This window comes from Kribbella sp. HUAS MG21, assembly GCF_040254265.1.
In the GTDB taxonomy this organism is placed as follows: Bacteria; Actinomycetota; Actinomycetes; order Propionibacteriales; family Kribbellaceae; genus Kribbella.
In genome coordinates, this window is sequence record NZ_CP158165.1 from 3,314,367 (window position 1) to 3,340,260 (window position 25,894).

The 25,894-nt window shown below is 69.7% G+C and carries 20 protein-coding genes; 14 read left to right on the forward strand and 6 right to left on the reverse strand.

All coding sequences use genetic code 11. From position 1 onward, the window contains the following. The first annotated feature begins 165 nt into the window (after window positions 1-165). The 5 genes from ABN611_RS16235 to ABN611_RS16255 all read left to right on the forward strand — a co-directional run bounded on the left by ABN611_RS16235 (window position 166) and on the right by ABN611_RS16255 (window position 6,098). A complete protein-coding gene (locus tag ABN611_RS16235; RefSeq protein ID WP_350280710.1) occupies window positions 166-1,089 on the forward strand; it encodes a sugar ABC transporter permease in 924 nt (307 codons plus the stop codon). Continuing rightward, window positions 1,079-1,963 carry a carbohydrate ABC transporter permease gene (locus tag ABN611_RS16240; protein ID WP_350280711.1) on the forward strand — a complete coding sequence of 295 codons (885 nt, stop codon included), beginning with the start codon at window positions 1,079-1,081 and terminating at the stop codon, window positions 1,961-1,963. The genes ABN611_RS16235 and ABN611_RS16240 overlap by 11 nt, the downstream gene beginning before the upstream one ends. Before the next feature lie 20 nt (window positions 1,964-1,983). Continuing rightward, window positions 1,984-3,318, forward strand: coding sequence for a sugar ABC transporter substrate-binding protein (locus tag ABN611_RS16245; RefSeq protein ID WP_350280712.1), 1,335 nt, complete (start codon window positions 1,984-1,986; stop codon window positions 3,316-3,318). Window positions 3,319-3,358: 40 nt separating this feature from the next. Further along, the gene (locus ABN611_RS16250; protein ID WP_350280713.1) at window positions 3,359-4,435 is read left to right on the forward strand and encodes a Gfo/Idh/MocA family oxidoreductase; all 1,077 of its coding nucleotides are present in this window, start codon (window positions 3,359-3,361) and stop codon (window positions 4,433-4,435) included. A gap of 235 nt (window positions 4,436-4,670) precedes the next feature. Next, window positions 4,671-6,098, forward strand: coding sequence for a hypothetical protein (locus tag ABN611_RS16255; protein WP_350280714.1), 1,428 nt, complete (start codon window positions 4,671-4,673; stop codon window positions 6,096-6,098). Between the two features lies 1 nt (window position 6,099). Here ABN611_RS16255 and ABN611_RS16260 read toward each other — a convergent pair whose 3' ends face one another. Then, entirely contained in the window at window positions 6,100-7,317 is a 1,218-nt protein-coding gene (locus tag ABN611_RS16260; RefSeq protein WP_350280715.1) for a cytochrome P450, read from the reverse strand. A gap of 56 nt (window positions 7,318-7,373) precedes the next feature. Next, complete coding sequence (locus ABN611_RS16265) at window positions 7,374-7,952, reverse strand: TetR/AcrR family transcriptional regulator (protein WP_350280716.1); 579 nt, start codon at window positions 7,950-7,952, stop codon at window positions 7,374-7,376. A gap of 105 nt (window positions 7,953-8,057) precedes the next feature. On the opposite strand from ABN611_RS16265, the gene ABN611_RS16270 reads away from it, so the two are divergent. Further along, on the forward strand, window positions 8,058-8,840 hold the full coding sequence (locus ABN611_RS16270; RefSeq protein WP_350280717.1) for an SDR family oxidoreductase: 783 nt from the start codon (window positions 8,058-8,060) through the stop codon (window positions 8,838-8,840). Between the two features lie 22 nt (window positions 8,841-8,862). Here ABN611_RS16270 and ABN611_RS16275 read toward each other — a convergent pair whose 3' ends face one another. Next, complete coding sequence (locus ABN611_RS16275; protein ID WP_350280718.1) at window positions 8,863-10,095, reverse strand: aldose epimerase family protein; 1,233 nt, start codon at window positions 10,093-10,095, stop codon at window positions 8,863-8,865. Window positions 10,096-10,285: 190 nt separating this feature from the next. On the opposite strand from ABN611_RS16275, the gene ABN611_RS16280 reads away from it, so the two are divergent. From ABN611_RS16280 to ABN611_RS16290, 3 genes are all read left to right on the forward strand, one after another. After that, window positions 10,286-10,885 carry a cysteine hydrolase family protein gene (locus tag ABN611_RS16280; protein ID WP_350280719.1) on the forward strand — a complete coding sequence of 200 codons (600 nt, stop codon included), beginning with the start codon at window positions 10,286-10,288 and terminating at the stop codon, window positions 10,883-10,885. Window positions 10,886-10,889: 4 nt separating this feature from the next. Continuing rightward, the gene (locus ABN611_RS16285; RefSeq protein ID WP_350280720.1) at window positions 10,890-11,807 is read left to right on the forward strand and encodes a DJ-1/PfpI family protein; all 918 of its coding nucleotides are present in this window, start codon (window positions 10,890-10,892) and stop codon (window positions 11,805-11,807) included. Window positions 11,808-11,875: 68 nt separating this feature from the next. After that, window positions 11,876-12,547: a hypothetical protein gene (locus ABN611_RS16290; RefSeq protein ID WP_350280721.1), complete on the forward strand. Its 672-nt coding sequence runs from the start codon at window positions 11,876-11,878 to the stop codon at window positions 12,545-12,547. 121 nt (window positions 12,548-12,668) lie between these two features. Here ABN611_RS16290 and ABN611_RS16295 read toward each other — a convergent pair whose 3' ends face one another. Continuing rightward, window positions 12,669-15,839 carry a glycoside hydrolase family 3 N-terminal domain-containing protein gene (locus tag ABN611_RS16295; protein WP_350280722.1) on the reverse strand — a complete coding sequence of 1,057 codons (3,171 nt, stop codon included), beginning with the start codon at window positions 15,837-15,839 and terminating at the stop codon, window positions 12,669-12,671. Window positions 15,840-15,939: 100 nt separating this feature from the next. Then, window positions 15,940-16,611, reverse strand: coding sequence for a hypothetical protein (locus tag ABN611_RS16300; RefSeq protein ID WP_350280723.1), 672 nt, complete (start codon window positions 16,609-16,611; stop codon window positions 15,940-15,942). 134 nt (window positions 16,612-16,745) lie between these two features. On the opposite strand from ABN611_RS16300, the gene ABN611_RS16305 reads away from it, so the two are divergent. Beyond that, window positions 16,746-17,708, forward strand: a complete 963-nt coding sequence (locus ABN611_RS16305; protein ID WP_350280724.1) for an LLM class F420-dependent oxidoreductase — start codon at window positions 16,746-16,748, stop codon at window positions 17,706-17,708. 218 nt (window positions 17,709-17,926) lie between these two features. Beyond that, window positions 17,927-21,595: a S8 family serine peptidase gene (locus ABN611_RS16310; RefSeq protein ID WP_350280725.1), complete on the forward strand. Its 3,669-nt coding sequence runs from the start codon at window positions 17,927-17,929 to the stop codon at window positions 21,593-21,595. A 100-nt stretch (window positions 21,596-21,695) separates the two neighbouring features. On the opposite strand, the gene ABN611_RS16315 is transcribed toward ABN611_RS16310, so the two are convergent. Then, window positions 21,696-23,063: a lytic murein transglycosylase gene (locus ABN611_RS16315; RefSeq protein ID WP_350280726.1), complete on the reverse strand. Its 1,368-nt coding sequence runs from the start codon at window positions 23,061-23,063 to the stop codon at window positions 21,696-21,698. A gap of 277 nt (window positions 23,064-23,340) precedes the next feature. On the opposite strand from ABN611_RS16315, the gene hemL reads away from it, so the two are divergent. The 3 genes from hemL to ABN611_RS16330 are packed head-to-tail and all read left to right on the forward strand — an operon-like array spanning window position 23,341 to window position 25,890. Further along, window positions 23,341-24,666, forward strand: a complete 1,326-nt coding sequence (gene hemL / locus ABN611_RS16320; protein WP_350280727.1) for a glutamate-1-semialdehyde 2,1-aminomutase — start codon at window positions 23,341-23,343, stop codon at window positions 24,664-24,666. 37 nt (window positions 24,667-24,703) lie between these two features. Continuing rightward, window positions 24,704-25,327: a histidine phosphatase family protein gene (locus ABN611_RS16325; protein ID WP_350281648.1), complete on the forward strand. Its 624-nt coding sequence runs from the start codon at window positions 24,704-24,706 to the stop codon at window positions 25,325-25,327. Beyond that, entirely contained in the window at window positions 25,327-25,890 is a 564-nt protein-coding gene (locus ABN611_RS16330; protein WP_350280728.1) for a TlpA disulfide reductase family protein, read from the forward strand. Before ABN611_RS16325 ends, ABN611_RS16330 begins: the two co-directional genes overlap by 1 nt. Window positions 25,891-25,894: the final 4 nt, after the last annotated feature.

Sequence of the window (25,894 nt, forward strand, 5' to 3'; positions counted from 1 at the left end):
GGACTTTGTCCTGTCAAGACCGCGCAGGCCGTCCGCATCCGGTCATTCGGCACGTCGGCGAACCCTTGCGTAAACCGGTTTCCCGTACTAGTTTGACCGGCCAAGGCAAGCGCTTTCCGCGCCCGCCGCAGGCCGGAGGCCGACGGCGATGGAAGAGAGGTGACCATGAGCGCGCTAGGTGAATTGGGCAGTCTCCGGGGCCGAAAATCCGCCGGTCAAAGGAAGGACAACCTGGCCGGATATCTGTTTCTCGCGCCGTGGCTGCTGGGACTTTTCCTCATCACGATCGGTCCGATGCTGGCCTCGCTGTACCTGTCCTTCACGGACTACAACCTGATCCAGGCACCGCAGTGGATCGGCCTCGAGAACTTCAGCCGGATGCTCTCCGACGAGCGGCTGCACAACTCGCTCAAGGTGACGTTCACCTACGTGTTCGTCTCGGTCCCGCTGCAGCTCGCGATCGCGCTGCTGCTGGCCGTCGTCCTGGACCGCGGCGTCCGCGGCATGGCGTTCTACCGCTCGGTCTTCTACCTGCCGTCGCTGCTCGGCTCGAGCGTCGCGATCGCGATCCTCTGGCGGCAGGTGTTCGGCACGGAGGGCCTGCTCAACCAGGTGCTCGCCCTGATCGGTATCGAGGGCAAGGGCTGGATCTCCGACCCGAGTACGGCACTGGGCACCCTGGTGGTGCTGAACGTCTGGACGTTCGGCTCCCCGATGGTGATCTTCCTGGCCGGCCTGCGGCAGATCCCGACCATGTACTACGAGGCCGCGTCAGTCGACGGCGCCGGCGTACTCGGCAGGTTCTTCCGCATCACGCTGCCGCTGCTGACACCGATCATCTTCTTCAACCTGGTGCTGCAGATCATCCACGCGTTCCAGTCGTTCACCCAGGCGTTCGTCGTCTCCGGGGGCAGCGGCGGGCCGTCGGACTCGACGATGTTCTTCACGCTGTACCTCTACGACCGGGGCTTCGGGAACTTCGACATGGGCTACGCCTCCGCGATGGCGTGGTTCCTGCTCGTGATCATCGGGGTCTTCACCGCGGCGAACTTCTTCGCCTCGAAGTACTGGGTGTTCTATGACGACTGAGACTCTCTCCCGTACCGTCACGGCCCGCCGCGGCTCCGCCGTCACCTGGGCCCGGATCCGGCCGCTGGTGATCCACGTCGTACTGGCCGGCTCCGCGCTGGTGATGCTCTACCCGGTGATCTGGATGGTGGTCAGCTCACTGCGGCCCGGCAACGAGATCTTCCGCGACCCCGGGATCCTGGTGAAGGACCTGCGGATCGAGAACTACCGGGCCGGCTGGAACGCGCTGACCGAGCCGTTCACCCGCTACCTGCTGAACTCGGCGCTGGTCGTGCTCGGCTCGATCCTCGGCAACCTGGTGTCCTGCTCGATGGCGGCGTACGCGTTCGCCCGGCTGGAGTTCGTCGGCAAGAAGCTCTGGTTCGCGATCATGCTGCTGAGCATCATGCTGCCGATCCACGTGGTGATCGTGCCGCAGTACATCCTGTTCTCGCACGCCGGCTGGATCAACACGGTGCTCCCGCTGATCGTGCCGAAGCTGCTCGCCACGGACGCGTTCTTCGTGTTCCTGATGGTGCAGTTCATCCGCGGTATCCCGCGCGAGCTCGACGAGGCCGCCCGGATCGACGGCTGCGGGAAGGCGTCGATCTTCCTGCGGATCATCCTGCCGCTGATGGTGCCGGCGCTCGCCACCACGACGATCTTCACGTTCATCTGGACCTGGAACGACTTCTTCAGCCAGCTGATCTACCTGACCGACCCGCACATGTACACCGTCCCGGTCGCGCTGCGGTCGTTCGTCGACGCCACCTCGGAGTCGTCGTGGGGCTCGATGTTCGCGATGTCGGTCGTCTCCCTGGTCCCGGTTTTCCTCGCCTTCCTGATCGGCCAGCGGTTCCTGATCAAGGGCATCGCCACCACAGGTATCAAGTAACCCCCTGAAAGGTGCACCTCATGAGGCACATCCCACGCACCGCGGCCGTCAATTTCGGCAGAGGCCTGCGGGCTCTCACCGCGGCGGCCATCGCCACCGGCCTGCTGGCCGCGGCCGCCTGCGGCGGCGACTCCGGTGGTCCCTCGTCGTCGTCCGGCGGCGGCGAGGTCACGCTCCGGTTCACCTGGTGGGGCGGCGACACCCGCACCAAGCTGACCCAGCAGGCGATCGACGCGTTCCAGAAGGACCACCCGAACATCAAGATCAAGGGCGAGTTCGGCGAGTGGTCCGGGTACTGGGACAAGCTCGCCACGAAGGTGGCGGCGAACGACGCCCCGGACATCATCCAGATGGACGAGAAGTACCTGCGCGAGTACGCCGACCGCGGCGCGCTGCAGGACCTGAAGAAGTCCGAGGGCCTCGACACCGGCAAGTTCGAGGAGGACACGCTGAAGGCGGGCGAGTTCGACGGCGGCCTGTACGGCCTGAACGCCGGGATCAACTCGTTCGCGATCGTCGCGAACCCGGCGCTGTTCAAGGCTGCCGGCGTCGCGATGCCGGACGACACCACCTGGACCTGGGACGACTACACCCGGATCGCCGCCGAGCTGACCACCAAGCTGAACGGCAAGGCGTCCGGCAGCGGCGCCCCCGGTACCAACGAGGCCGCGCTGAACCTGTGGGCCCGCCAGCACGGCGAGTCGCTGTGGACCGCGGACGGCAAGGTCGGCGTCTCCCAGGAGCAGGTGACCGCGTTCTACCAGCAGGTGCTGAAGCTGCGGGACGCGAAGGCGATCCCGTCCGCGGAGGCGATCTCGCAGGACATGAACGCCGCGCTCGACCAGTCCGCGATGGCCACCGGCAAGCTGGCGATGAGCTGGATGTGGAGCAACCAGCTGAACGCGATGACCAAGGCGGCCGGTACCGAGCTCAAGCTGCTCCGGGTCCCGAGCGTCGAGGGCAAGGCGAGCGCGAACGGCTCGTACTACAAGGGCTCGATGTTCTGGTCGATCTCGTCGCGCAGCAAGCACCAGAAGGAGGCGGCGGAGTTCGTCAACTACCTCGCCAACAGCACCGCGGCCGGGAACATCCTGCTGGCCGAGCGGGGCGTGCCGCCGAACACCGAGATCCGTGCCGCGGTGACCCCGAAGCTGCAGCCGGCCGACGCCGCGTCGGCGAAGTTCATCCAGGACATCGGCAAGGAGCTCGGCGACCCGTCGCCGGCGCCGCCGGTGGGTGGCGGCCAGGTGGAGAAGATCATCCAGCGGTACACGACCGAGGTGCTGTTCGGCCGGCAGGCGCCGGACGCGGCCGCCAAGGCCTTCCTGGACGAAGTCAACGGGGAGCTCAAATAGTGTTGCTGATGGCAACTGATTGCCGATGACCGGAGCCCGCGTGGCCGTGGTGGGAATCCACGGCCACGGAGCTTCCCACGTTCGCAACGTCACCCGGCTGGCCGCGGCCGGCCGGGCCGAACTGGCAGCCGTCGCCGATCCGCAGGGCGGCGCCGGACTGCCCGAGGACGTCGCGGTCTTCAGCGGACTCGACGAGTTGCTGGCGGCCACCGCGGTCGACGTCGTCGTGATCTGTACGCCGATCCAGACGCACGTCCCGCTGGCGGAGCTGGCGATGCGCGCGGGCGCCGACGTGCTGCTCGAGAAGCCGCCGACCGCGTCGCTGGCCGAGTTCGAGCAGCTGACCGCGGTGGTCGAGGAGACCGGCCGCGCGTGTCAGGTCGGGTTCCAGGCGCAGGCGTCGGAGGCCACGCTGAAGCTGGCCGCGATGGTCGCCGAGGGGCAGCTCGGCGAGCTGCGCGGGATCAGCGCGACCGGGAAATGGGTGCGGAAAGCGCAGTACTTCCAGCGCGCCCGCTGGTCCGGCCGCCGCCGGCTCGACGGGGTCGACGTCGTCGACGGCGCGGTGACGAACCCGCTCGCGCACGCGACCGCCGCGGCGCTGTTGCTGGACGGCTCGACCGGCGTGGACGACGTACGGTCGATCGAGACCGAGCTGTACCGCGCGAACCCGATCGAGTCCGACGACACCTCCGCGGTACGGATCACCACCGCCCGCGGTACGACGATCCTGATCGCGGTCACGCTCTGCGCCACCGAACACCGCGAGGCGTCCGTGATCGTGCACGGATCCGAGCGGCGCGCCGTCCTGTCGTATCAGTCGGACCTCATCGACGGAACGAAGTACGGCCGCGCCGACCTTCTGGAAAACCTCCTGGCCCACCGAGCCGATCCCGCCGTACCTCTCTACGTCCCGCTGTCCGCGACCGGCGGCTTCACCCGCGTGGTCGAGGCCGTCCGAACGGCCCCGGACCCTCGCGTGATCCGCCCCGACCACGTGCACTGGGAAGGCGACGGCCCGGACCGCCGCCCGATCATCCCCGACATCGAACACTGGATAGACCGCGCCTCCGACGAGCTCGCGCTGTTCTCGGAGATCGGCGCACCCTGGACCTGATCCCGGAAGGGGCTACCGGCAAACAACTGCGGAATTTCCTGCTTTGTCAACAAACGGGAAATGGGTGGATGGCGGGTTAGAAGGTGGGTTGAGTGGGGAGGTTCGAAGACGTTTCCGGGTTCGCCTCCCCTTTCGGGGCCGGGAACCGGTAGCCTCTTGCAGCGCGCTATGGGGGCCGCCGTACCACCCACCCGACGAACTGCCGGAGAGCCCAAACCGGTCAGGAGTGCACGTCTTGCAGGAGAACACCAGCAGCACCAGTACTGGCGAACTGGTCAACGTACCCCTCACCGGTGCGGACAAAGTCGCCTACGCTTTCTACGCGACCGCGGCCGCCGCGGCGCTGGTCGGCCAGGTCTGGGCCGGCGTGACCCATATTCCGTGGCCGGAAACCGGCTTCTCGACATTCCTGAAAATCCTGCTCGTGACGCCCGCGGTCGCGGTGCTCGAGCTCGGCGGTGTGGCCACCGCGGCGCTCGCCGACCTGCGCCGGCGCAAGGGTGAGCAGGCCTACGCGTACCGCGCGATGTCGTTCTTCGCGGCGCTGGTCGCGGTCGTGTTCAACGTGGTCGGGCACTGGCGCCCGGAGGAGCGGTTCCTCGCCTTCGGGTTCGGCGGCCTGTCCGCGTTCGCGTACGTCCTCTGGCTGATCCACAGCTCGGCCCGCCGTCGTGACGCGCTGCGCCGCGCGGGACAGATGCGCGACACCGGCCCGGTGTACGGCATCGTGCAGTGGATCCGCGAGCCGAAGGTCACCTGGCTCGCGCGGTCGCTCGCGATCGAGCACGGGTACGGTCTGTACGAGAGCCTGCGCGCGGCCCAGCACCAGATCCGCAACCGCAGCCGCCGCGAGGCGATCGCCGGCACCGTAGCGGAGTACATCCGGTCCGAGCACCAGGACGAGCGGCTGGCGAAGATCGCCGAGACGACGTACGACCCGGACCGGCTGGCCGGGATGCTCGAGGAGCGGATCAACTACGAGGTCATCACCAACAAGCTGACCAAGGCGATCTCGCCGCCGCCGGAGACCGAGGACCGTCCCGCCGTACCGGCCGCGGTCTGGGTGCTCGAGGGCGGACAGCCGCGGCGCGCGGACAGCACCGGCGTCGGGCTGCGCGACGACGACGCCTGGACCGGCGAGCTGATGGCGATCGTCGACCAGCCCGACCCGAGCGACAGCGACGTGTCCGAGGCGGTCGTCGTCGAGGACGAGAGCGAGCCGCAGCACGTCGTGAAGAACGGTACGACGAGCAGTACGGCGACCGGTACCGCCGGCGCGCTGAAGCCGTTCGCGCCGCAGCCGAAGGCGGAGCCGCTGGTCGAGAAGCCGAAGCCGCCGTCGCCGTTCGCCGGCCCCGCCGACCCGCAGCCGCCCGCGCTCATCACCACGCCGATCACGACGCCGAAGGTCGAGCCGGTGCTGCCGGACCCGGCCCCGGTCGTGGTGGCGGCCGAGCCGGAGGCCGCGGACGACAAGCCGGAGCCGACCGCGCTGGAGAAGAAGCGGATGCGGGCCTACGCGCTGCTGTCCGACTGGCCGGAGGGTCGCGAGCGCAGCGCGAAGACGCTCGCCGACGCGATCGCCTCCAGCGAGCCGATGGCCGCGCGCTTCATCGAGCAGTACGAGTCCGAGCACGGCGTCGTGTTCGCCTCGCAGAACTGATTCACCCGGCTGCCGGTGGACCTCCCAGGTTCACCGGCAGTTCTGCGAGACCGCTGACCAGCACGCGCCGCCACTCGAGCTCTTCGGCCGGCTTCGCGAGACTCAGCTTCGGGAACCGCCGGACCAGCGCCAGCAGAGACTCCTGCAACTCGATCCGCGCGAGCTGCGCGCCGAGACAGAAGTGCGGCCCGAAGCCGAACGACAGGTGCTTGTTGTCCGCGCGATCCAGCCGCAGCTCGTCCGGTGCGTCGTACGCCCGCGGGTCGCGGTTCGCCGAGTTGAGCGCGGCCATCACCCCTTCACCGGCCTTGATCCGTACGCCGTGCAACTCGACGTCCTCGAGCGCGACGCGCAGCTGGCCGACTTCGCTGAACCGATTGAACCGCAGCAGTTCTTCCACCGCAGAAGGAACCAACGACGGATCCGCGACGAGCCGGGCCCAGTTCTCGGGCCGGCGCAGCAACGTGGCGACGCAGCTGGAGATCTGGTTCGCCGACGTCTCGTGACCGGCGACCAGCAGATTCACGCCGAACGCGATCAGCTCCTCCTGACTCAGCCGGTCGCCCTCCTCGCGAGCACGCACCAGCTCGTCGAGAAGATCCTCGGCGGGACCCGAGGTGTTCGCGAGCTTCTTCGTGACCAGGTCCTCGATGTACGCGGTGAGGTTGGTCATCGCGTCCTCGACGAGGTCCTTCTCGGCCATCTTCATGCTGTACCCGAGCTCGGTCCACTCCCGGAACTGCGCGCGGTCCGCGTACGGTACGCCGAGCAGCTGGCAGATCACCTGGATCGGCAACGGCAACGCGACCAGCTGCCGGATGTCGGCGCCGTCGCCGGCCCGGGCGACGTCCTCGGCCAGCTGCGCGGACAGCTCCGCGACCCACGGCCGGGTGCGCTCGATCTTCCGGTGCGCGAACGTTGGTACGACCAACCGCCGGAGCCGGGTGTGCTCCGGCGGGTCGGTGGTGGTCAGGCTGTTCGGCATCGGCTTGGCCAGCGCCACCCGCGGCGCGCCCTGTTTCACCACCGCGGCCCGGGAGAACCGCGGATCCGCGAGCACCAGCTTCACGTCGTCGTACCGCGTCACCAGCCAGACCTCGGCGCCCGCCAGCGTCCGCACCCGCGCCACCGGCCGGTCCTCCCTCAACTCGGCGAACGTCGGCGACGGATCGAACCGAAACGCGTCCTCGAACGGAATCTGCAAGACCGGCTCAGTCATACCCTCGACCCTAGGCAAGTTAGGTAACCCTTGCTTCGAGGATCGGCGCGTCGGAGCTACAGCTGGGCGGCCGGGGTGCCGATCCCGCGCAGCAGGGTGTCGACGACCTGGGTGGCCAGGGTGTCGAGGTCGGTGCGGTCCGCGTCCTCGCTCTGGGCGACCTCGTGCAGGAGGGCGTAGTACACCCGGCGGGCCCAGACCAGGTCGACGTCGGGGCGCAGCGCCCCGGCCTGCTGGAGCCGGCCGAAGAGGCGGTCGCAGGACGCGACCACGCCGGCCATGATCTCGTCGCTCTCGCTGCTCGCCGCCGCCGCGGTGTTCATCGCGAAGCCCCCGGACACCTTGACGCGGAGCGCGTTCGCGGTCGCCTGGTACAGCGCGACCAGCGGCGGCGCGGTGTCGAACCTGGCCTCGTCGACCGCGCTCGCGAGCTGCTCCGACGCCCAGGTCTTCATCGACATGACGAGCGCCTCGCGGGTCGCGAACCGGCGGTGCACAGTCGTCCGGGCGACGCCGGCCGCCGAGGCGATCTCCTCCATCGAGGCGGACGGGTTGCGGCTCAGCACGCGCTCGGCCGCTTCCAGGATCGTCCGCACGGTGCGCTCGGCGTCGGCACGCAGCGGTCGGACGGTCATGCCGAAAAGACTACCCGAGAGTCACGTCTGGCGCGCTACTTGCAACACTGATGTAGCAAATAGTACGTTTTCAGGGTCAGCAACGATGCGATTAGGGATGATGAGATGGATCTTCAGTTGAAGGACAAGACCGCGCTCCTCACCGGGGCCAGCCGGGGGATCGGCCTGGCGGTGGTCGAGCAGCTCGCCGCCGAGGGTGTGCGCGTCGTCGCGGTCGCCCGGACCAGTACGCCGGAGCTCGAGGCCACCGGTGCGTACGTCGTACCGGCCGACCTCGCGTCGGCGGACGGGCCGGAGCGGGCGGTGGCGGCCGCGCTGGCCGAGGTGGGCGAACTCGACCTGCTGGTCAACAACGTCGGTGGCGGCGACGGCGAACTCGCGTCCGGGTTCCTGAACCTCGACGACGAGGCGTGGCGGCAGCTGTTCGAGGTGAACTACTTCGCGACCGTCCGGACCACGCGGGCCGCGTTGCCGAGCCTGCTCCGGCGCAGCGGCGCGATCGTCAACGTGTCGTCGAACGGCGCGCGGATGCCGTCGAGCGGCCCCGCGCCGTACACGACCGCGAAGGCGGCGCTGACCGCGCTGGGCAAGGCGCTCGCCGAAGAGTTCGGCCCGCAGGGCGTGCGCGTCAACACGGTGTCGCCCGGCCCGGTGCGGACAGCGTTGTGGACGGATCCCGACAAGTACGGCGGCCAGCTCGCGCGCACGCTCGGCGTACCGCACGAGGACCTGCTGGCCGCGTTGCCGCAGCAGACCGGCATGCTGACCGGTCGGCTGATCGAGCCGTCCGAGGTGGCCGCGCTGGTCGTCCAGCTGTGCTCGCCGGTCACCGCGAGCATCGTCGGCGCCGACTACCTGATCGACGGCGGCATCGTGAAGACGGCCTGACCTGCCCGCCAGGCCGTCCGCGCTACCTGGTGCCGAACGAGTAGACGGTCGTCGACTCGTAGGTCTCGCCCGGGCGCAGCACCGTGGACGGGAAGTTGGCGTGGTTCGGCGAGTCCGGGAAGTGCTGGGTCTCGAAGGCGAACGCGTCGCCCTGGCGGTACGCCTTGTTCCCGATGCCGAGGAAGGTGCCGTCGAGGAAGTTGCCGCTGTAGAACTGCACGCCGGGCTGGTCGGTGCGGACCTCGACCGTGCGGCCGTGCTCCGGCTCCCAGAACCGGCCCGCGAACCGCAGCCCGTCGCTGCCCGGCTGCCCGCCGATGACGAAGTTGTGGTCGTAGCCGCGGCCGAAGATCAGCTGCTGGTGGTCGCCGCGCAGCCGCTTGCCGATCGCGGTCGGCTTGCTGAAGTCGAACGGCGTACCGGCGACCGGCGCGATCTCGCCGGTCGGGATCAGCGTCGCGTCGACCGGCGTGTACTTCGGCGCGTTGAGCTCGAGCACGTGGTCGTAGATCGTGCCGTTGCCCTCGCCGAGCAGGTTGAAGTACACGTGGTTGGTCAGGTTCACGATCGTCGGCTTGCCGGCGACGGTCGCGTGGTAGTCGATCCGCAGGTTGTCGCGCCGGTCGAGCGTGTACGTGACGGTGCTGGTGAGCTCACCGGGAAAGCCCATCTCGCCGTCCGGGCTGACGTAGGTGAACGCGACGCCGACGGCCTGATCGTTCTTCACGACCTCGGCCGCCCAGACCTTCTTGTCGAAGCCCACGGTGCCGCCGTGCAGCGCGTTCTCGCCGTTGTTGACCGGGATCTGGTACGTCGTCCCGTCGAGGGTGAACCGGCCCTTCGCGATCCGGTTGCCGTAGCGGCCGATCGTGGAGCCGAAGTACGGGCTGAGCTTCGCGTAGTCCGGGAGGTTGTCGAAGCCGAGGCTGATGTTCGCGGTCCGGCCGCGGCGGTCGGGCGTCTCGACGCGCTGGATGGTCGCGCCCCAGGTCAGCATCGAGATCGTCACCCGGCCGTTGGTGAACGTGTACACGTCCACCTGCTGTCCCTCGGGCGTGGTGCCGAAGGGGGCCTTCGTGATCTCGAGCTTGCCGTGGTGTCCGCGCATGCCGGTCAATCTATCGGCCCGGGCGGCGGGCCGGCTGGTGGCCTCGGCTGCGTCGGCGGTGCTGGTGAGAGCGCCCGCGGCGGCGGCACCGAGGCCCAGGGCGCCGGCGGTCCGCAGGACCTGGCGGCGGGGCAGGTGATCGGGCATCGCAATCCCCTCAATCGTTGGAGAGACCAGACCCCGGCACGATAAGCACGCCCGAGCAGTGTTTGGAACAGTTCGTTACGGTGTGAATTCGTCCGATCTCTCCGGAGTGTTCCTCCGCGTGACCAGATCGGTCCGCTGCCCGCCTCGATCGGACCTTCAGGCGTACGTCGGCCGCAGCCAGGATGAGGTCATGAGCCGAACCGCACTGATCGTGATCGACGTCCAGGAATCGTTCCGGGTCCGCCCGAACTGGCAGCTGGTGAACCACCCCGACATCGCCGAGCGCGTCGGCCGGCTGGTCCACGCGGCGCGGGACAAGGGCGAGCTGGTCGTCTGGGTCCTGCACACCGAGCCGGGGACCGGCGGCGCGTTCGATCCGGCCGAGGGACACGTCCGGCTGATCGACGGACTCGAGCCGGTACCGGGCGAGCCTGTGCTGACCAAGACGTCGCACAACGCCTTCACCACAACGAATCTGCAGCAGCTCCTCACCCAGCGCGGCGTCCGGGAGATCGTTGTCTGCGGCATCCGCACCGAGCAGTGCTGCGAGACCACCGCGCGGGTCGGCTCCGACCTCGGGTACGACGTCGTGTTCGTCACCGAGGCGACCGCGACGATGGCGCTGGCGCACTGGTCGATCCGTGACGAGGCGAGCGTCGAGGAGATCCTCGCCGATCCGCGGACGCTGACCCCGGACCAGGTCGCCGCGCGAACGGAGTACGTGCTGGCCGGCCGGTTCGCGACGATCCGGACGCTCGACGAGCTGACCGGCGTACCTGTGGCATCCTGACCGGATGCGCCCTACCCGAGTGGTGTTCGTGCTGGTGCCGAAGCTGCATCTGCTGGACCTGGCAGGCCCGGCGCAGGTGTTCACGACGGCCGCCGACTTCGGGTACGGATACGAGGTGTCGTACGTGGCCGAATCCGACGAGGTGCCGACCGCTCAAGGCGTCCCGTTGCGGGCCCGGACGGAGTGGCCGGAGCTCGGGGCCGGCGACCTGATCGTCGTACCGGGCTGGCGGTCGCCGCGGCTTTCGCCGGAGCCGCCGATCGGGCCGGACTTCCGGCGCCGGCTGCGCGCGCATCATGCGGCCGGTGGGTCGGTCGCGAGTGTCTGCTCGGGTGCGGACGCGCTCGGGTGGGCGGGGTTGCTCGACGGGCACCGCTTCACGACCCACCACGACCTGACCGAGGAGCTGGCCGCCCGGTATCCGCGGGGGACGATCGTCCGGGACGTGCTGTACGTCGAGGACGACCGGGTGATCACGTCCGCCGGCATCGCGAGCGGGATCGACCTGGCGCTCCATCTGGTCGCGGTCGGGCGCGGTGCGGAGGCGGCGGCGCGGGTCGCGCGGGAGATGGTGGTCTTCGCGCGCCGCAACGGCGACGAGCTGCAGGAGTCGGCGATGCTCCGGCACCGCGATCACCTCAGCGACCTCGCGCACCGGGTGCAGGACGTGATCGACGCGCGGTACGCCGACAGGCTCCCGCTCGCGGACCTCGCCGGACAGGTCGGCGTCAGCGAACGCACCCTCACCCGCATCTTCACCGGCGCCACCGGCCTGACGCCCCTGCGCTACCAGCAACTCCTCCGCCTGGAACGCGCGGAACACCTCATCGGCCACGGCGCCACCGTCGAATCCGCCGCCCACAGCGTCGGCTTCGAGAACCCCCGCATGCTCCGCCGCCTCCGCAGCCGCAGCTCTGTCTAGACCGGAACAACTTTTTCCGGGAGTCGTGCGTCTACCCCTGCACAACCGATCGACCAGGGGGACGGAACATGAGGTTTGTTGCTGGGGGCATGCGCCGGGGTGTGGTGGCGACCGGGGCCGCGTCGGCCGTGATGGCGGTGGGGCTCAGCGTGCTGGCGACGCAAGGCGCGGACGCGGGGACGGTGTCGGCCTCGTCTGCTACAGCCTTGAGTCGGTCGCAGCTCGTGACTGTGAGCGAGGTGAAGAAGGCGGACCCGCGGCGGAACTGGTTCCGGCAGGTCGACCGGGGGATCCTGCCGAAGACGTACTGCGGTCCGGCGTCGACCGAGGGCAAGCGGGTCTCCGCGCGGATGGCGCGCGGGTTCACCGACGAGATGGACGCGTACGGCGCGCAATACATCAGCCGCTACCCGAACGCCGCCACCGCGCGGGCGGCGTACAACTCGATCATCGCGACGCTGAAGAGCTGCACGTACAGCAAGCCGGCGCCGACGCACGCGCGCAAGATCACCGAGAACCGCGTGGTGAAGGGCGCCTCGGGTGATCTCACGCAGGTGATCCGCTGGTACGACTACCCGAAGCCGAACGACCCGGGGAGCGAGGCCGGTGGTTTCCCGTACGCCGTCACGCTGAAGGGCCGCAACGTCTCGGTGCTGGCGTTCAGCGAGATGGGCCCGGGGATGCCGGCGCCGAACTTCGACAAGCTCGCCCGGCAGGCGGCAGCGAAGCTCAGCCGCTGACGTTCTGCTGGGGTAAGACGCGGGGGTGCGAGGCCTGTGGGGGAGTTGGGGCGGTAGGTCTCGTGCGTGGGGTGTGATGGTCGGGGCGGATGAGGGGTCACCGCCCCGACCATCACTGGTGCTACCTCGTCGCCGCGGTCAGCTTGGCGACCGCGGTGCTGAGCTGACCGCTGAGGAGCGCGTGGTCGGCGTCGGCGACGAGCTTCGACGACGGCTGGTCGAGGTTCTGGCCGATGTGCTGCTGGGCGATCCAGCGCGCGACACCGACGACCGCGTCGTCCTCGGCGAACGTGTCCGCCTTCGTACGCTCGAGGAACCTGGCGGACTGCGTGGCCGCAGCCAACGCAATGGTTGCCTGTGGCCCCGACCAGTCCGGCACCCGCAGCGCAACACTCGCCGCGACACCGGCCGCGGCCGCGTACGGATCCTGCTTGCGCAGCAGGCTGTCACGCGCCTCGGCCAACGCCTGCCGCGCGGCAGCCTGCGTGGTCAGACCCCAACCGAACGGGTACTGCGGATCATAGGAAGCGTCGCCGACATTCAGCGGCTGCTGGTCCTGCGTGCGCGGCCAACTGACCGGCAGCCGCCCGCTGAACGGCACCTTGCCGAACAGCACATCGGCAACCCCGGCGCCCTCGGTCCCCGGCAACCACGACGCCACCAGCGCGTCGATTCGGCCGAGCTGATCCGCGATCACCTGCGGCCGGCCGGACACGATCAGTACGACGCACTTCATCGCGCCGCACACCTTGTCCACGGCCGCCTTGTCCGCGTCCGAGAGCACCAGGTCGTGACCGTTGCCGACATCCCCGATCCCCTCGGCGTACGGGCGTTCGCCGACCACGACGACGCCGACGTCGTGGCCTTCCAGCGGCACCGACGCATCGGCGCTGAACGTCGCGCCCGGCGCCACCTGCTTGATCCCGTCCAGGATCGTCGTCCCGGTGGTCGTCGTACCGGATCCGCCTTGCCAGCTGATGCTCCAGCCGCCCAGCTGGTTGCCGAGGTCGTTCGCGTTGCTGCCGGCGACGTACACCTTGGAGGTTGATGCCAGCGGCAACAGGTTGCCCTCGTTCTTCAACAGGACCTGCGACTTCGCGGCCGCGGCGCGTCCGACGGCTCGGTGCTCCGGGGATCCGATCGACGCGGCGTTGGACGTGTCGGCGTACGGGTGCTCGAACAGCCCGAGCTTGAACTTCTCGGTCAGGATCCGGCGGACCGCGTCGTCGATCCGGGCCATCGGGACCCGGCCGGTGGCGATCTCGTCGGTCAGGCCGCGGGTGAAGTCCTGGTAGTTCGTCGGCACCATGATCATGTCCAGGCCCGCGTTGACCGACGTCCGGATGTCGCTCGCGTAGTCGCCGGGCAGCTGGTCGATCGCCTGCCAGTCGCTGATCACGAACCCGTCGAAGCCCATCCGCTGCTTCAGCACCCCGTTGATCAGCTCGCCGTTGCCGTGCATCTTGACCGGCGCCGCGCCGTCGACTGCCAGGCTCGAGTACGACGGCATCACGGTGCCGACGCCGAGGTCCACCGCCGTCTCGAACGGCGCCAGGTGGATGCTCTCGAGCTGCTGCCTGGTGACCTCGGTGACGCCCTGGTCGATCGTGTACGACCCGGTCGTCGAGCTGCCGAACGTCGTACCGCCGTCGCCGACGAAGTGCTTCGCGGTCGCCAGCACGCGGTCGTTGCGCGCGAGCTGGGTGCCGTTCGGCTTGCCCTGCAGGCCGGTGATCACGGTCGCCATCGACCGCACGAGCGCCGGGTCCTCGCCGTACGCCTCGTAGGTCCGTCCCCAGCGGTCGTCGCGGACCACGCAGACGCACGGTGCGAAGTCCCAGGGGATGCCGGTCGCGCGGACCTCCTTCGCGGTCACCTCACCGGTCCGGCGGGCCAGCTCCGGGTCGCGGGTGGCGCCGATCGCGATGTTGTGCGGCAGGATCGTCGCGCCGACCACGTTGTTGTGACCGTGTACCGCGTCGACGCCGTAGATCAGCGGGATCTGCAGGCGGGTGGCCTGAGCGTTCAGCTGGAGGGTGTCGATCATCGCGGCCCAGGCGGCCGGGGTGTTCGGCGTCGGGACCGAACCGCCGCCGGACAGCAGCGAGCCGAGGGCGTAGGACGCGATGTCCGCGCGGGACCGGAGCGCGTTCCGCTCCGCCTGGGTCATCTGTCCGACCTTTTCCGAAACCGTCATCCGGGAGAGCAGGTCCGCGACCCGGTGCTTGATCGGGAGTTTCGGGTTCAGGTACGGCAGGTCGTGTGCGTCGATCACCACGACCGGCTGGGCCGCGGGCGGCTTCGCGCCGGTGACGGTGAGTTCCAGGGGAACGGTCTCCGCAACTTCGGCGGAACGGTCTTTCCGGGTCGTGACGGAAACGGTCTGTTTCGTTCCGGAAACCGTTCCTGCCGGGAACGTGAGTGTTCCGGAAACCGCGGTGTAGTCGTCGGAACCGGCCGTTCCGCTTCCGGTCCGGTACTCGACCGTCACCGGTTCCTCGAGCGGCGTACCGCCGACGGTCCCGACCGAGACCTGCACTTGCGCGGTGCTGCCCTCCTTGACCGGGTAGACCTCGGCGTCGGTGACGACGCTGTTCTTCAGCGCCGGGTCCGCCTTGCCGTAGACCTCGACCTGGTCGATCGCGAACTCACCCGGCGCACCGACCGGCATCGTGAACGCGTAGCCCCACATGTGCGTCAGGTTCAGGATCTGGTCGATCCCGCCGACGGGCTGGTAGTCGCCGCGGTACACGAGTTGGCTGAACGGGATCTCGACCAGGTGCCAGCCCTGCCAGTCGTCGGTGAAGCTGGTGTTCCACAGCTCCGAGGCCTCGGCGTGCGCGCCGCCGTCCTTGATCTCGAAGAAGATCCGCTTCCCGGAGCCCGGCGGCAGCGGGGCCGTGTTCTGCCCGTACCACCAGAACCGGATCCCCTTGTACGCCGACCAGTCACTGGGGTTCGCGTCGTACGTCACGTTGTGGGTGAACCCGCCCCAGCCGCTGACGTCGTACGTCCCGCGCAGCACCTTCTCGCCGGCGGGTGCGTCGGCCCTCGCCCGCAGTTCGAGCGTCGGCGGATCGTCGGCGTCGCTACCCCAGGTGAAGATCCCCGGAGCAGGCGGCGACGCGAACGGCTCGGCACCCTCGAAGCCCGCCAGCGTGATCGGCACCGGATCCTCCACCGCCGCCGACGAGACCGGCGCACTCGCCAGCACCCCCGCGACCAGAGCCGCCACGACCACCACAGCCGTCCGGCCCTTCCCGCGCCTCCGAGACCCAGCCCACCTGACCATCCGCGACTCCTCCCGGCCCCTGAACCACACCGTCCGGCCCGACTCTCAGCCCTCCCCGAACCCCGGTCAAGACCTCACCGGTTCCGGAACTAGAGCGCTCTCACGCCGGGATCGGAACCGGGCGCATATGTGGGCGGGGGCCGGGGTGGTGGTCGGAGCGGACCAGGTCGGGGGCGGTGATGGTTGTGGTGCCGATGGGAGTGGAGCGGCGGGCGGTTACCCAGTCGACCAGTAGCGCCGGCCGGTCGATCGCGGTGGTGAAGTGCAGGAGGTTGAGGTACCAGATGTCGCGGGGTTCCGGTTCGAACCAGGTGTCGGGGCCGAGTTCGGTGGCGAGGTGGTCGCTGAAGGCGTCTGCGGAGGCATCCAGGGGCTCGGCGCACGCCATCACCGTGCCGGGCGTGAGCGTGAGGCCGGTGATCCGGAAGCTGAGTGGCCAGGTACTGCGGGCCGTCGCGCGGCGCAGCGCCGACTGGTAGCGGGCGACGGCCGGGTCCGCGGGTGGGATGTGTTCGCGGCGCGGCTCCAGGGCGCGGACCGTCAGATGGGCGGCGCCGAGGTGGCCGGTCTGCCAGTGGTCCGGGCCCGCCAGGTCCGCGGCCTCCTGCGTCAGCGCGTCCAGCGTGGGCGCCAGCGTGCTGTCCGGTGCGGGACGCAGTACGACGGAGATCGGCCAGCGGCCGCCCTCGCGGGGGAGTTCGTCGCGCTGGTGGGTGCCGTTCGCGATCCGCGGTACCGCCGCGGCGAACAGGTCGTCGAACTTCGTGGTCACGGACCGGTACGACGCGACGCGACCGCCGATGGTTGGTGACGCAGGGCATTAAGAAGCCGCAGTGGTCCGATTGAGAACGAATTCAGTACTCGTATTCATGGACCGGAGCGCCGTCCGGCGGAAAGGATGGCAGCATGACTACACGTTTCGGGGTCTTCGTACCGCAGGGCTGGAAAATGGATCTCGCGCAGATCGCCGATCCGATCGAGCAGTGGGAGGCGATGACGGCGGTCGCCCAGCGGGCCGACGAGCAGTCGTGGGACTCGATCTGGCTGTTCGACCACTTCCACACGGTGCCGGAGCCGAGTGACAACACCACCTTCGAGTGCTGGAGCGCGACCGCGGCGCTGGCCCGGGACACCAAGCGGGTGAACATCGGCCAGATGGTCGGCTGCAACGGCTACCGCAACCCGTCGCTGTACGCCAAGATCGCGTCCACCGTCGACGTCGCCAGCCACGGCCGCCTGTACGCCGGGATCGGCGCGGGCTGGTACGAGCACGAGTGGAAGGCGTACGGCTACGAGTGGACCGAGGTGCCGGAGCGGATGGCCGCGTTCCGCGAGGCGACCGAGATCATCTACAAGATGTGGACCGAGGACAAGCCGGTCTACAACGGCAAGTACTACTCGATCGATGCCCCGATCAACGAGCCGAAGGGCGTCCGCAAGCCGCACCCGAGCTTCTGGATCGGCGGCGGCGGCCCGAAGGTGACGCTGAAGCTGGTGGCGCAGTACGCCGACGCCGCGAACATCGGCGGCGGCAAGCCGGAGCTGTTCAAGGAGAAGGCCGACATCCTCCGCGGGCACTGCCAGAAGCTCGGCCGGGACTACGACGAGATCATCAAGTCGACGAACTTCAACGTGTTCCCGATCGACAAGGGCGACGACCCGCAGAAGGCGACCGAGCGCGCCAAGGGCCCGATCAAGCGCGACCACTTCGACCGCGACAACATCATCGGCACCGAGGACGAGATCGCCGACCGGGTCGAGGCGGTCCTCGAGGCCGGCGCCGACTACGTGATCTTCTACGTCCCCGGCGTCGCCTACGACCTCGACCTGCTGGACCGGGTGGAGCAGATCGCGAAGCGTTTCGCCTGACGTTGCCCACCGAGCTGGAGGGTTGCCCCCTGAAATTCTGAGGGGGCAACCCTCCAGTTGCGGGGATGCCCCTCGAGGTGGAGGGTTGTCCCAGGGGTGACCAGAACCGGTCATGGCGGATGTACGTCAGGCGGACCGGTGGACCGGGGCCGAGGGCAACTGCCAGGGTCGCAACGACGGCCTCGCGTGGGTCGGGGCGTCGGGAGGTTCCCCCTGTGATGTCTCGATTGTCCCGGTCCGCGGCCGGCCTGCTCGCCGCGGTGGTCGCCGGTTCCCTGCTGACGGCCACCGCGGCGAATGCCGGACCGCCGGACCAGCCCGGTCCGGCGGGCCCCGCCGCGGCGGATCCGACCCCCGGTGCCGGCAGCAAGCGGATCACGCTCGTCACCGGCGACGTCGCCGAGCTCACCACGAGCTCGAACGGCCAGGTCTCGGCCCGGCTGCTCGGCGACGAGCCGTACTACTTCGGCACGTTCGACGGCGACCTCACCCTGGTCCCGGCCGACGCGTACCCGCTGCTGTCCGCGGGCCGCCTCGACAAGCGCCTCTTCAACCTGACCGACCTGGCGGAGCAGGGGTACGACGACGCGAGCTCCGACCGCCTGCCCCTTCTCCTCACGGCGCCGGCGACCCTCCGCAGCGCGCCGAGTACGCCGGCCGCCGCGACGTACCGCCGTACGCTCGCCAGCGTCGGGAGCACCGCGGTCAGCGTGCAGAAGTCCGACGCGAAGACGTTCTGGGAAGGCATCAGCGGCCCGACGACCTTCAAGACCGGCCAGGTCACGAAGATCTGGCTGGACGGCCGCACCCGCGCCACCCTCGACCGGTCCACGCAGCAGATCGGCGCCCCGACCGCCTGGCGGCAGGGGTACGACGGCCGCGGGGTCAAGGTCGCCGTCCTCGACACCGGGTACGACGCCGCGCACCCGGACCTCGCGAAGCAGGTCGTCGCGTCCGAGAGCTTCATCCCCGGCGAGGCCGTCCAGGACCTGCACGGCCACGGCACGCACACCGCGTCCACGGTCGCCGGCCTCGGTACGGCGTCCGACGGCCGGCGCAAGGGGGTGGCGCCGGGTGCCGAGCTGCTGATCGGCAAGGTGCTCGACAACTCCGGCGGCGGACTCGACTCCGAGGCGATCGCCGGGATGGAGTGGGCCGTCCAGCAGGGCGCGAAGGTGGTCAGCATGAGCCTCGGCGGCTGGCCGTCCGATGGCACCGACCCGATGAGCCAGGCGGTCGACAGGCTGTCGAAGTCCAGTGGCGCGCTGTTCGTGATCGCGGCCGGCAATTCCGGCGCCGAGGAAACCGTTGGATCTCCGGGGACCGCGGCCGAGGCGCTGACCGTCGGCGCGATCGACCGGGACGGCAGCCTGGCGGGTTTCTCCAGCCGCGGCCCGCGGCTCGGTGACGGCGCGCTGAAGCCCGAGGTGACCGCTCCGGGGGTGGACATCGCCGCCGCCCGCGCCGCCAGCACCGAGCAGGGCCGCGTCCTCGACGAGCACTACATCGCAATGAGCGGTACGTCGATGGCCACGCCGCACGTTGCCGGTGCCGCCGCGATCCTCGCGCAACGGCACCCGGACTGGACCGGCCCGCAGCTGAAGGCCGCGCTGGCGTCGACGGCCGTCCCGTCCGCGGACGCCCGCACCGACCAGCAGGGCCTCGGCCGGATCGACATCCCGAAGGCCCTCGACCCGCAGGTCGTCCCGGACACGGCAAACGTGTTCTTCGGTGACCTGTCCTGGACCGGGCCCGCCGCGCCGGCTCCGGTCAGCAAGGTGGTTGCCTACCGCAACACCTCGAACCGTCCGGTGACCCTGACGCTGTCGGTCGGCGCGCAGTCGCCCGCGAAGGTGCAGGCCGCGCTCACGGTGAGCCCGGCGCGGCTGACGATCCCGGCCGGCGGTACGGCGTCCGCGACCGTGACGCTCGACCGGGCGAAGACCCGTCCGGCCAACTACAGCGGCGTACTGACGGCCCGCGCCGGCAGCGTCTCGTACCGGACCGGGCTCGGGTTCACGGCTGCCGGCCGGCTGAACCAGGTCACCGTGAAGGCGATCGGCCGCGACGGGCAGCCCGCCACCACCAAGGCCGGCGCCAGCGGCGTGCAGCTGTGGAACCAGGACACCGGCGACGTCCGGGCGATCGCGTTCGACGACACCGGCAGCCGGACGCTCGACGTACCGGACGGCCGCTACAGCGTGATGGCGTACGCCGTCGGCGGCGACGAGGCGGACTGGGCGAACTCGGTCACCCTGCTCGGCGACCCGGACGAATGGATCGGCACCGACCGCACGTTCACGTTCGACGCCCGCACCGCGCACAAGGTGACGATCACGACGCCGCGACCGGCCGACGCGCAGAGCATCGGGATCGCCTGGCACCGCAAGGTCGGCGACCGGAACGCGGTGTCCGGCTGGGCCTACAACGGCACCGTCGCGAACGGCGTCTACGTGCAGGACTTCGAAAAGGTTGCCAACGGCACCTTCCAGGTCGTGCAGCGCTGGGACCTCGCGCAGCCGAAGCTGACCGTGGACGCGAACGGCGTCCGGCTGCCCACGCCGCGCGAGGGTTCACAACGGACCGTGTACGTCGGGAACGAGAAGCTCCCGCTGTACAACGGCGGCGACGGCACCGCGGCCGAGCTGACCGGCGCCAAGGGCACCGCCACGCTGATCCGCTGGGGCGGCTTCAGCGAGACCACCGCACAGGTCAAGGCGGCGAAGGACGCCGGCGCGAAAATCGTGTTCCTCTACAATCAGGAACCCGGTTTCTGGTCGACCGGAACCGAGCAGGGCGTCCCGCTGTACCTGCTGCAGTACGCGCAAGGAAGACAGTTGCTCGACGCCCTGGCCAAGGGCCCGGTGTCGCTGCAGCTGAACGGTCTGCTCGACAGCACCTACCGGTACGACGTCGCGCTCGGACCCTCGGTGGTGAAGGGCGGACTGACGTACGACATCGCGAAGATGCGCCCGGCCGTGGTGACCACCGACTTCCAGCGCAACGACGCGTTCTGGCTGCACCGGGACCAGCGGGTCGCGTACCTGCCGGGGATCGGCACCGGGCTCTCGGCGTCGCGGCTCGTGGCCGGTGCGGTCAAGCGGACCGACTACCTGGTCAGTGACGTCAAGGGCGTCGCCTGGGACGAGAAGACGGCCGCGGGGGAGTGGAACGAGACCGGCTTCGAGTCCACGATCAGCAGGACGTACCGCCCGGGGGAGCAGGTCGCCCGCGAGTGGTGGCAGCCGCTGATGCGTCCCGCCGTACCCGGGTTGTCGGAATCGCCGGGTGACGTGGCGCAGGGCTGGCCGCCGGCGCGGTTCGAGAACGCGCTGCGGATCGCGATTCCGCAGTACGTGAGCGGCGACCGGACCGTGTTCGGCTGGGCCGACCGCGGCGACGTGACCAGCATGAAGCTGAGCAGCAACGGCGTCGAACTGGGCAGCAAGACCTGGTCGGTCGCGCAGTTCGCGGTGCCGGCGCGGGCCGCCTGGTACGACTTGACGCTGGACCAGCGGCGCGGTCCGAAGAGCTGGGCGAAGACGTCCACGTCGACGCACACCGTGTGGCACTTCCGGTCGGCGCCGTCGAAGAACCGCGCCGTCCTGCCGCTCGTCCAGGTCGACTACAAGCGCACCGCCGGTTGGCTCGAGCTCACCCCGGGCTACCAGCCGGGCGTGCGCGGCCACGGGTTCTTCCGCACGACGGCCGAGATCTCGTACGACGGGAAGACCTGGACGAAGTTGTCCTTGCGAGGGATCGGCGGCACCGTCCGCGCGCAGCTGCCGGCCGCTCCGGCTGGATCGTTCGCGAGTGTGCGGGTGACCGCGACCGATCTGTTCGGCAACAGCATCGATCAGACGATCGACCGCGCCTGGAACAACTGATCGTTAAAAGGGCGACGCCACGAAGCCGGGGGGAGGTGCTCCGTGGCGTCGCCAGGGGCGCGCCAAGGGAGGGGTGGGGGCAGGCGCGCCGGTCTTGGGGTCAGCTCCCGAGGACGCCTCCACCGAGAACGCCCAGCAGTCCCAGGGCGGACAGGATCCCGCGGATGACCTGGTCGACAGCCTTCGTGCCGCCGGTCTGGTAGGCCGTCACGCACTTCTGCAGCTGGGTCTGGGTCGGCTTGGTGATCGTCACCTTCGCCAGCTCGGACTGACAGTACGTCGTGGCGGTCTGCAGCTCCTGCACGGTGCTGCCGACCGTGCCGACGATCACCCCGACCGCCGTCGTCAGGCTGGCGAGCCCGGGCTTGGTCGGCGTCGTCGTGGTCGGAACCGTCGGCTTCGGCGTGGTCGGCTTCGAGGTCGTCGGCTTCTGCGTCGGCGTCGCGGTCGGCCTGCTGCTCGGGGTCGCCGTCGGGGTCGCGGTCGGCTTGGCCGTCGGGCGCGTGGTGTCGCGCTCGTCGGTCAGCGTCGGGGTCGGCTTGGTCGGCGGCGGCGTGGTGGCGTCGACGGCCTGCGGCAGGTTCTCGTCCGCCGGCGCGTCGATCTCCGGGTCGTCGAGCTGGTCGCCGGCCACGTCGACGTCATCGCCCGCGGTGCCGTTGCCGACCGCGATCCAGCTGCCGCCGGCGTACGCCTTGGCGATGCTGACCACGAGGTCGACGTACTGCTGGGAGTGGTTGTAGCGCAGGACCGCGGCGTTCAGGTCGCCGGCGTCGGTCAGGTCGGTCTTGCCCGAACACAGGTACACGCCGGTCGACATGGCCGCGTCGTCGATGTCCTGCGGGTTCCGGACGCCGTCGCCGTCGCCGTCCACACCCATGACCCGCCAGGTGCCCGGGATGAACTGCATCGGGCCGACCGCGCGGTCGAACGCGCCGTCGCCGTCGAACGAGCCCGCGTCGCTGTCGCTGATCCGCGCGGTCCCGGAGGAGCCGTCCAGCCGCGGGCCGTAGATGCCCGGGGTCGCGACGCCCAGCGAGTTCAGCACGTTGCCGCCGAACCGGCCGTGGTTGGACTCCACCCGGCCGATCGCGGCCACCAGCGTCCACGGCAGGTGACAGCCCGGATCCGCCTGGGCCAGCACCTGCTGGGCCCGCGAATACGCCTTCAGCGCGGCGTTCGGAATGCCGTTCCGGGACAGGCCCGAGACCACCTGGGTCGGCTGCTCGCCGGGATCGACGCCGTGGCCGACGACGCCGGGCACCGGCACGTTGGCCGGCTGCCGGATCGGCTGCTTGGGTACGACGACCGGGTTGTTGCCGGACAGGCCGTTCTCCAGCGACGCGGTCGCGATCGCCGGGTCGTCCGTGGCGCTGACGGTGAACGCGCTCGCGAACAGCGCCAGCGGAACCAGCGGCGCCACCTGACGCCATCCGCTACCCGTGGCGCGGCGCTTGCCCTTCGCCATCGATGATTCCCCTCCGTGACTCATCGACCAGCCCGGCCCCACGCTGCGGACAGTCTTTGTGTCTTGTCGGTCGCCGTCGTCATTGGTCTAACGTCCGCCCCGTTGCGTGGGTTACGCGTCGGACGCAGACCGTGTACGAGCGGTCACCGGGTACCCATACTGGCCCGTAACAAAGCGCCTGTGAACCCCTGGGGAACGATCGGGACCGGAATTTCGCCCGGATCCGATCGGTGCCCCTGCCGGTCGGGGTAGCTGACCGGTCGGGGAGAATGGCCCGGTGACCGACCTTGGGCCCGCACACACAGAACAGTCCGCCCAGCTCTTCGACAGGGCCGCCGCCGTGACCCCGGGCGGGGTCAACTCTCCGGTCCGCGCGTTCCGCGCCGTCGGCGGCGTGCCGCGCTTCATGGCCTCCGGTGACGGATGTCACATGACCGACGTCGACGGCAACCGCTACCTCGACCTGGTCTCCTCGTGGGGCCCGCTGCTGCTCGGGCACGCGCACCCGGAGGTGATCGCCGCCGTCCAGGCCGCCGTCTCCCGCGGTACGTCGTACGGCACGCCGACCGAGACCGAGGTGCTGCTCGGCGAGGAGATCGTCGCGCGGACCCCGGTGGACAAGGTCCGGCTGGTGTCGTCGGGGACCGAGGCGACGATGTCCGCGCTCCGGCTGGCCCGCGGGTTCACCGGGCGCGCCAAGATCGTGAAGTTCGCCGGTTGTTACCACGGTCATGTGGACGCACTGCTGGCCCAGGCCGGTTCCGGCGTCCTGACGCTGGGCATCCCGGGGACGCCGGGTGTCACCGAGGCGACCACGGCGGACACCATCGTGCTGCCGTACAACGACCAGGCCGCGGTGACTGCGGCGTTTTCCGAGTACGGCGACCAGATCGCGGCCGTGATCACTGAGGCGTCGCCGGGCAACATGGGCGTCGTTCCGCCGCGCGACGACTTCAACGCGTTCCTCGCCCGGACCTGCACGGACAACGGTGCACTCTTCATTTCCGACGAGGTGATGACGGGTTTCCGGATCACGCGTTCCGGCTGGTACGGCGTCGACGGCGTACGGCCTGACCTGATGACGTTCGGAAAGGTGATGGGCGGCGGTTTCCCGGCCGCGGCGTTCGGCGGGCGCGCCGACGTGATGGCGCATCTGGCGCCCGAGGGTTCCGTCTACCAGGCGGGCACGCTGTCCGGGAACCCGATCGCCACCACCGCCGGCCTGACCACGCTGCGGCTGGCCACCGACGAGGTGTACGCCAAGCTCGACGAGACCTCGCTCACCATCCAGCGGCTGGTGTCGACCGCGCTGGACAAGGAAGGTGTGCCGCACGTCATCAACGCGGCCGGGAACCTCTTCAGCGTCTTCTTCGTGGAGTCCTCGGAGGGACCTGCCGAGATCCGGGACTTCACCGGGGCCAACGCCCAGGTGCTGCCCCGGTTCACGGCGTTCTTCCATGCCATGCTGGACGCCGGCGTCTACCTGCCGCCGAGCGCGTTCGAGGCCTGGTTCGTCAGCGCGGCGATCGACGACGACGCGCTGGCCGAGCTCGAGTCCGCCCTGGCACCGGCAGCCCGCGCGGCGGCCGCCGTACGAGAGTGAAGGGACAGCGGTGACCGAAACGACGGTCGTGCACCTGATGCGTCACGGCGAGGTGCACAACCCGACCGGAGTGCTCTACGGCCGGATCCCCGACTTCCACCTGTCCGAGCTCGGCCGGCAGATGGCCGAGCGGGTCGCCGAGCACGTCAAGGGCCGCGACATCGTGCACCTGGTCAGCTCGCCGCTGGAGCGGGCCCAGGAGACGATGGAGCCGATCGCCAAGGTCTTCGGCCTGACGCCGGACATCGACGAGCGGGTGATCGAGGCGGCGAACCTGTTCGAGGGCAAGAAGTTCGGCGTCGGCGACGGCGCGCTGCGCAACCCGAGCGCCTGGTGGCTGCTGCGGAACCCGATCAAGCCGTCCTGGGGTGAGCCGTACCAGCAGCTCGTCCGGCGGATGCGGGACGCGATCGAGACCGCCCGGCAGAAGGCCGCCGGGCACGAGGCGCTGATCGTCTCGCACCAGCTGCCGATCTGGATCGTCCGGTGCGCGATCGAGGGCCGCCGGCTGCCGCACGACCCGCGCAAGCGCCAGTGCAGCCTCGCCAGCCTTACCTCGTTCACCTTCCACGGCGACCAGATCGTCTCCGTCGGGTACTCGGAGCCGGCGAAAGACCTGCTGCCGGTGAAGAACCCGAAGAAGTTCGTCGGAGGGGCCTGATGCGTCGCGCCGTTGCCGTGGTGGCCGGGCTGCTGCTGGCGGTCACCGCCTGCTCGTCCGGTCAGGACGCAGCGCAGAACCGGCAGGGCCAGGCCGGGTTCGTCAGCGGCAACGGCAACGTGTCGGTCTTCGCCGCCGCGGACCGCGAGCAGGCGCCGGCGCTCACCGGCGAGACCCTGGACGGCAAGACCTGGACCCTGTCGGACCAGGTCGGCAAGGTCGTCGTACTGAACGTGTGGGGATCCTGGTGCCCGCCGTGCCGCAAGGAGGCGCCCGACCTGGTCGCGGCGTCGAAGGAGCTCGGCCCGTCGGTGCAGTTCATCGGACTGAACACCCGCGACCTGGACAAGGCCCCGGCACGGAAGTTCGTCAAGGAGTTCGGCGTCCCGTTCCCCAGCATCTACGACCCGAACGGCAAGGCGCTGCTGCGGTTCCGCGGCCAGATCTCACCGGCCGCGATCCCGACCACCTTGGTGATCGACAAGAACGGCAAGGTGGCCGGCCGTGTCGTTGGTGAGGTCACCAAGCAGACGCTCCTAGGCATGGTGGCTGAGGCAAAATGAGGTT

Coding starts and splice junctions, on each gene's coding strand:
- ABN611_RS16305 (WP_350280724.1), top strand. CDS start 16,746: ATGACTACACGTTTCGGGGTCTTCGTACCGCAGGGCTGGAAAATGGAT.
- ABN611_RS16235 (WP_350280710.1), top strand. CDS start 166: ATGAGCGCGCTAGGTGAATTGGGCAGTCTCCGGGGCCGAAAATCCGCC.
- ABN611_RS16265 (WP_350280716.1), bottom strand. CDS start 7,952: ATGACCGTCCGACCGCTGCGTGCCGACGCCGAGCGCACCGTGCGGACG.
- ABN611_RS16275 (WP_350280718.1), bottom strand. CDS start 10,095: ATGCCCGATCACCTGCCCCGCCGCCAGGTCCTGCGGACCGCCGGCGCC.
- ABN611_RS16325 (WP_350281648.1), top strand. CDS start 24,704: ATGCGTCACGGCGAGGTGCACAACCCGACCGGAGTGCTCTACGGCCGG.
- ABN611_RS16280 (WP_350280719.1), top strand. CDS start 10,286: ATGAGCCGAACCGCACTGATCGTGATCGACGTCCAGGAATCGTTCCGG.
- ABN611_RS16330 (WP_350280728.1), top strand. CDS start 25,327: ATGCGTCGCGCCGTTGCCGTGGTGGCCGGGCTGCTGCTGGCGGTCACC.
- ABN611_RS16240 (WP_350280711.1), top strand. CDS start 1,079: ATGACGACTGAGACTCTCTCCCGTACCGTCACGGCCCGCCGCGGCTCC.
- ABN611_RS16315 (WP_350280726.1), bottom strand. CDS start 23,063: ATGGCGAAGGGCAAGCGCCGCGCCACGGGTAGCGGATGGCGTCAGGTG.
- ABN611_RS16295 (WP_350280722.1), bottom strand. CDS start 15,839: ATGGTCAGGTGGGCTGGGTCTCGGAGGCGCGGGAAGGGCCGGACGGCT.
- ABN611_RS16270 (WP_350280717.1), top strand. CDS start 8,058: ATGGATCTTCAGTTGAAGGACAAGACCGCGCTCCTCACCGGGGCCAGC.
- ABN611_RS16245 (WP_350280712.1), top strand. CDS start 1,984: ATGAGGCACATCCCACGCACCGCGGCCGTCAATTTCGGCAGAGGCCTG.
- ABN611_RS16260 (WP_350280715.1), bottom strand. CDS start 7,317: ATGACTGAGCCGGTCTTGCAGATTCCGTTCGAGGACGCGTTTCGGTTC.
- ABN611_RS16310 (WP_350280725.1), top strand. CDS start 17,927: ATGTCTCGATTGTCCCGGTCCGCGGCCGGCCTGCTCGCCGCGGTGGTC.
- ABN611_RS16285 (WP_350280720.1), top strand. CDS start 10,890: ATGCGCCCTACCCGAGTGGTGTTCGTGCTGGTGCCGAAGCTGCATCTG.
- ABN611_RS16290 (WP_350280721.1), top strand. CDS start 11,876: ATGAGGTTTGTTGCTGGGGGCATGCGCCGGGGTGTGGTGGCGACCGGG.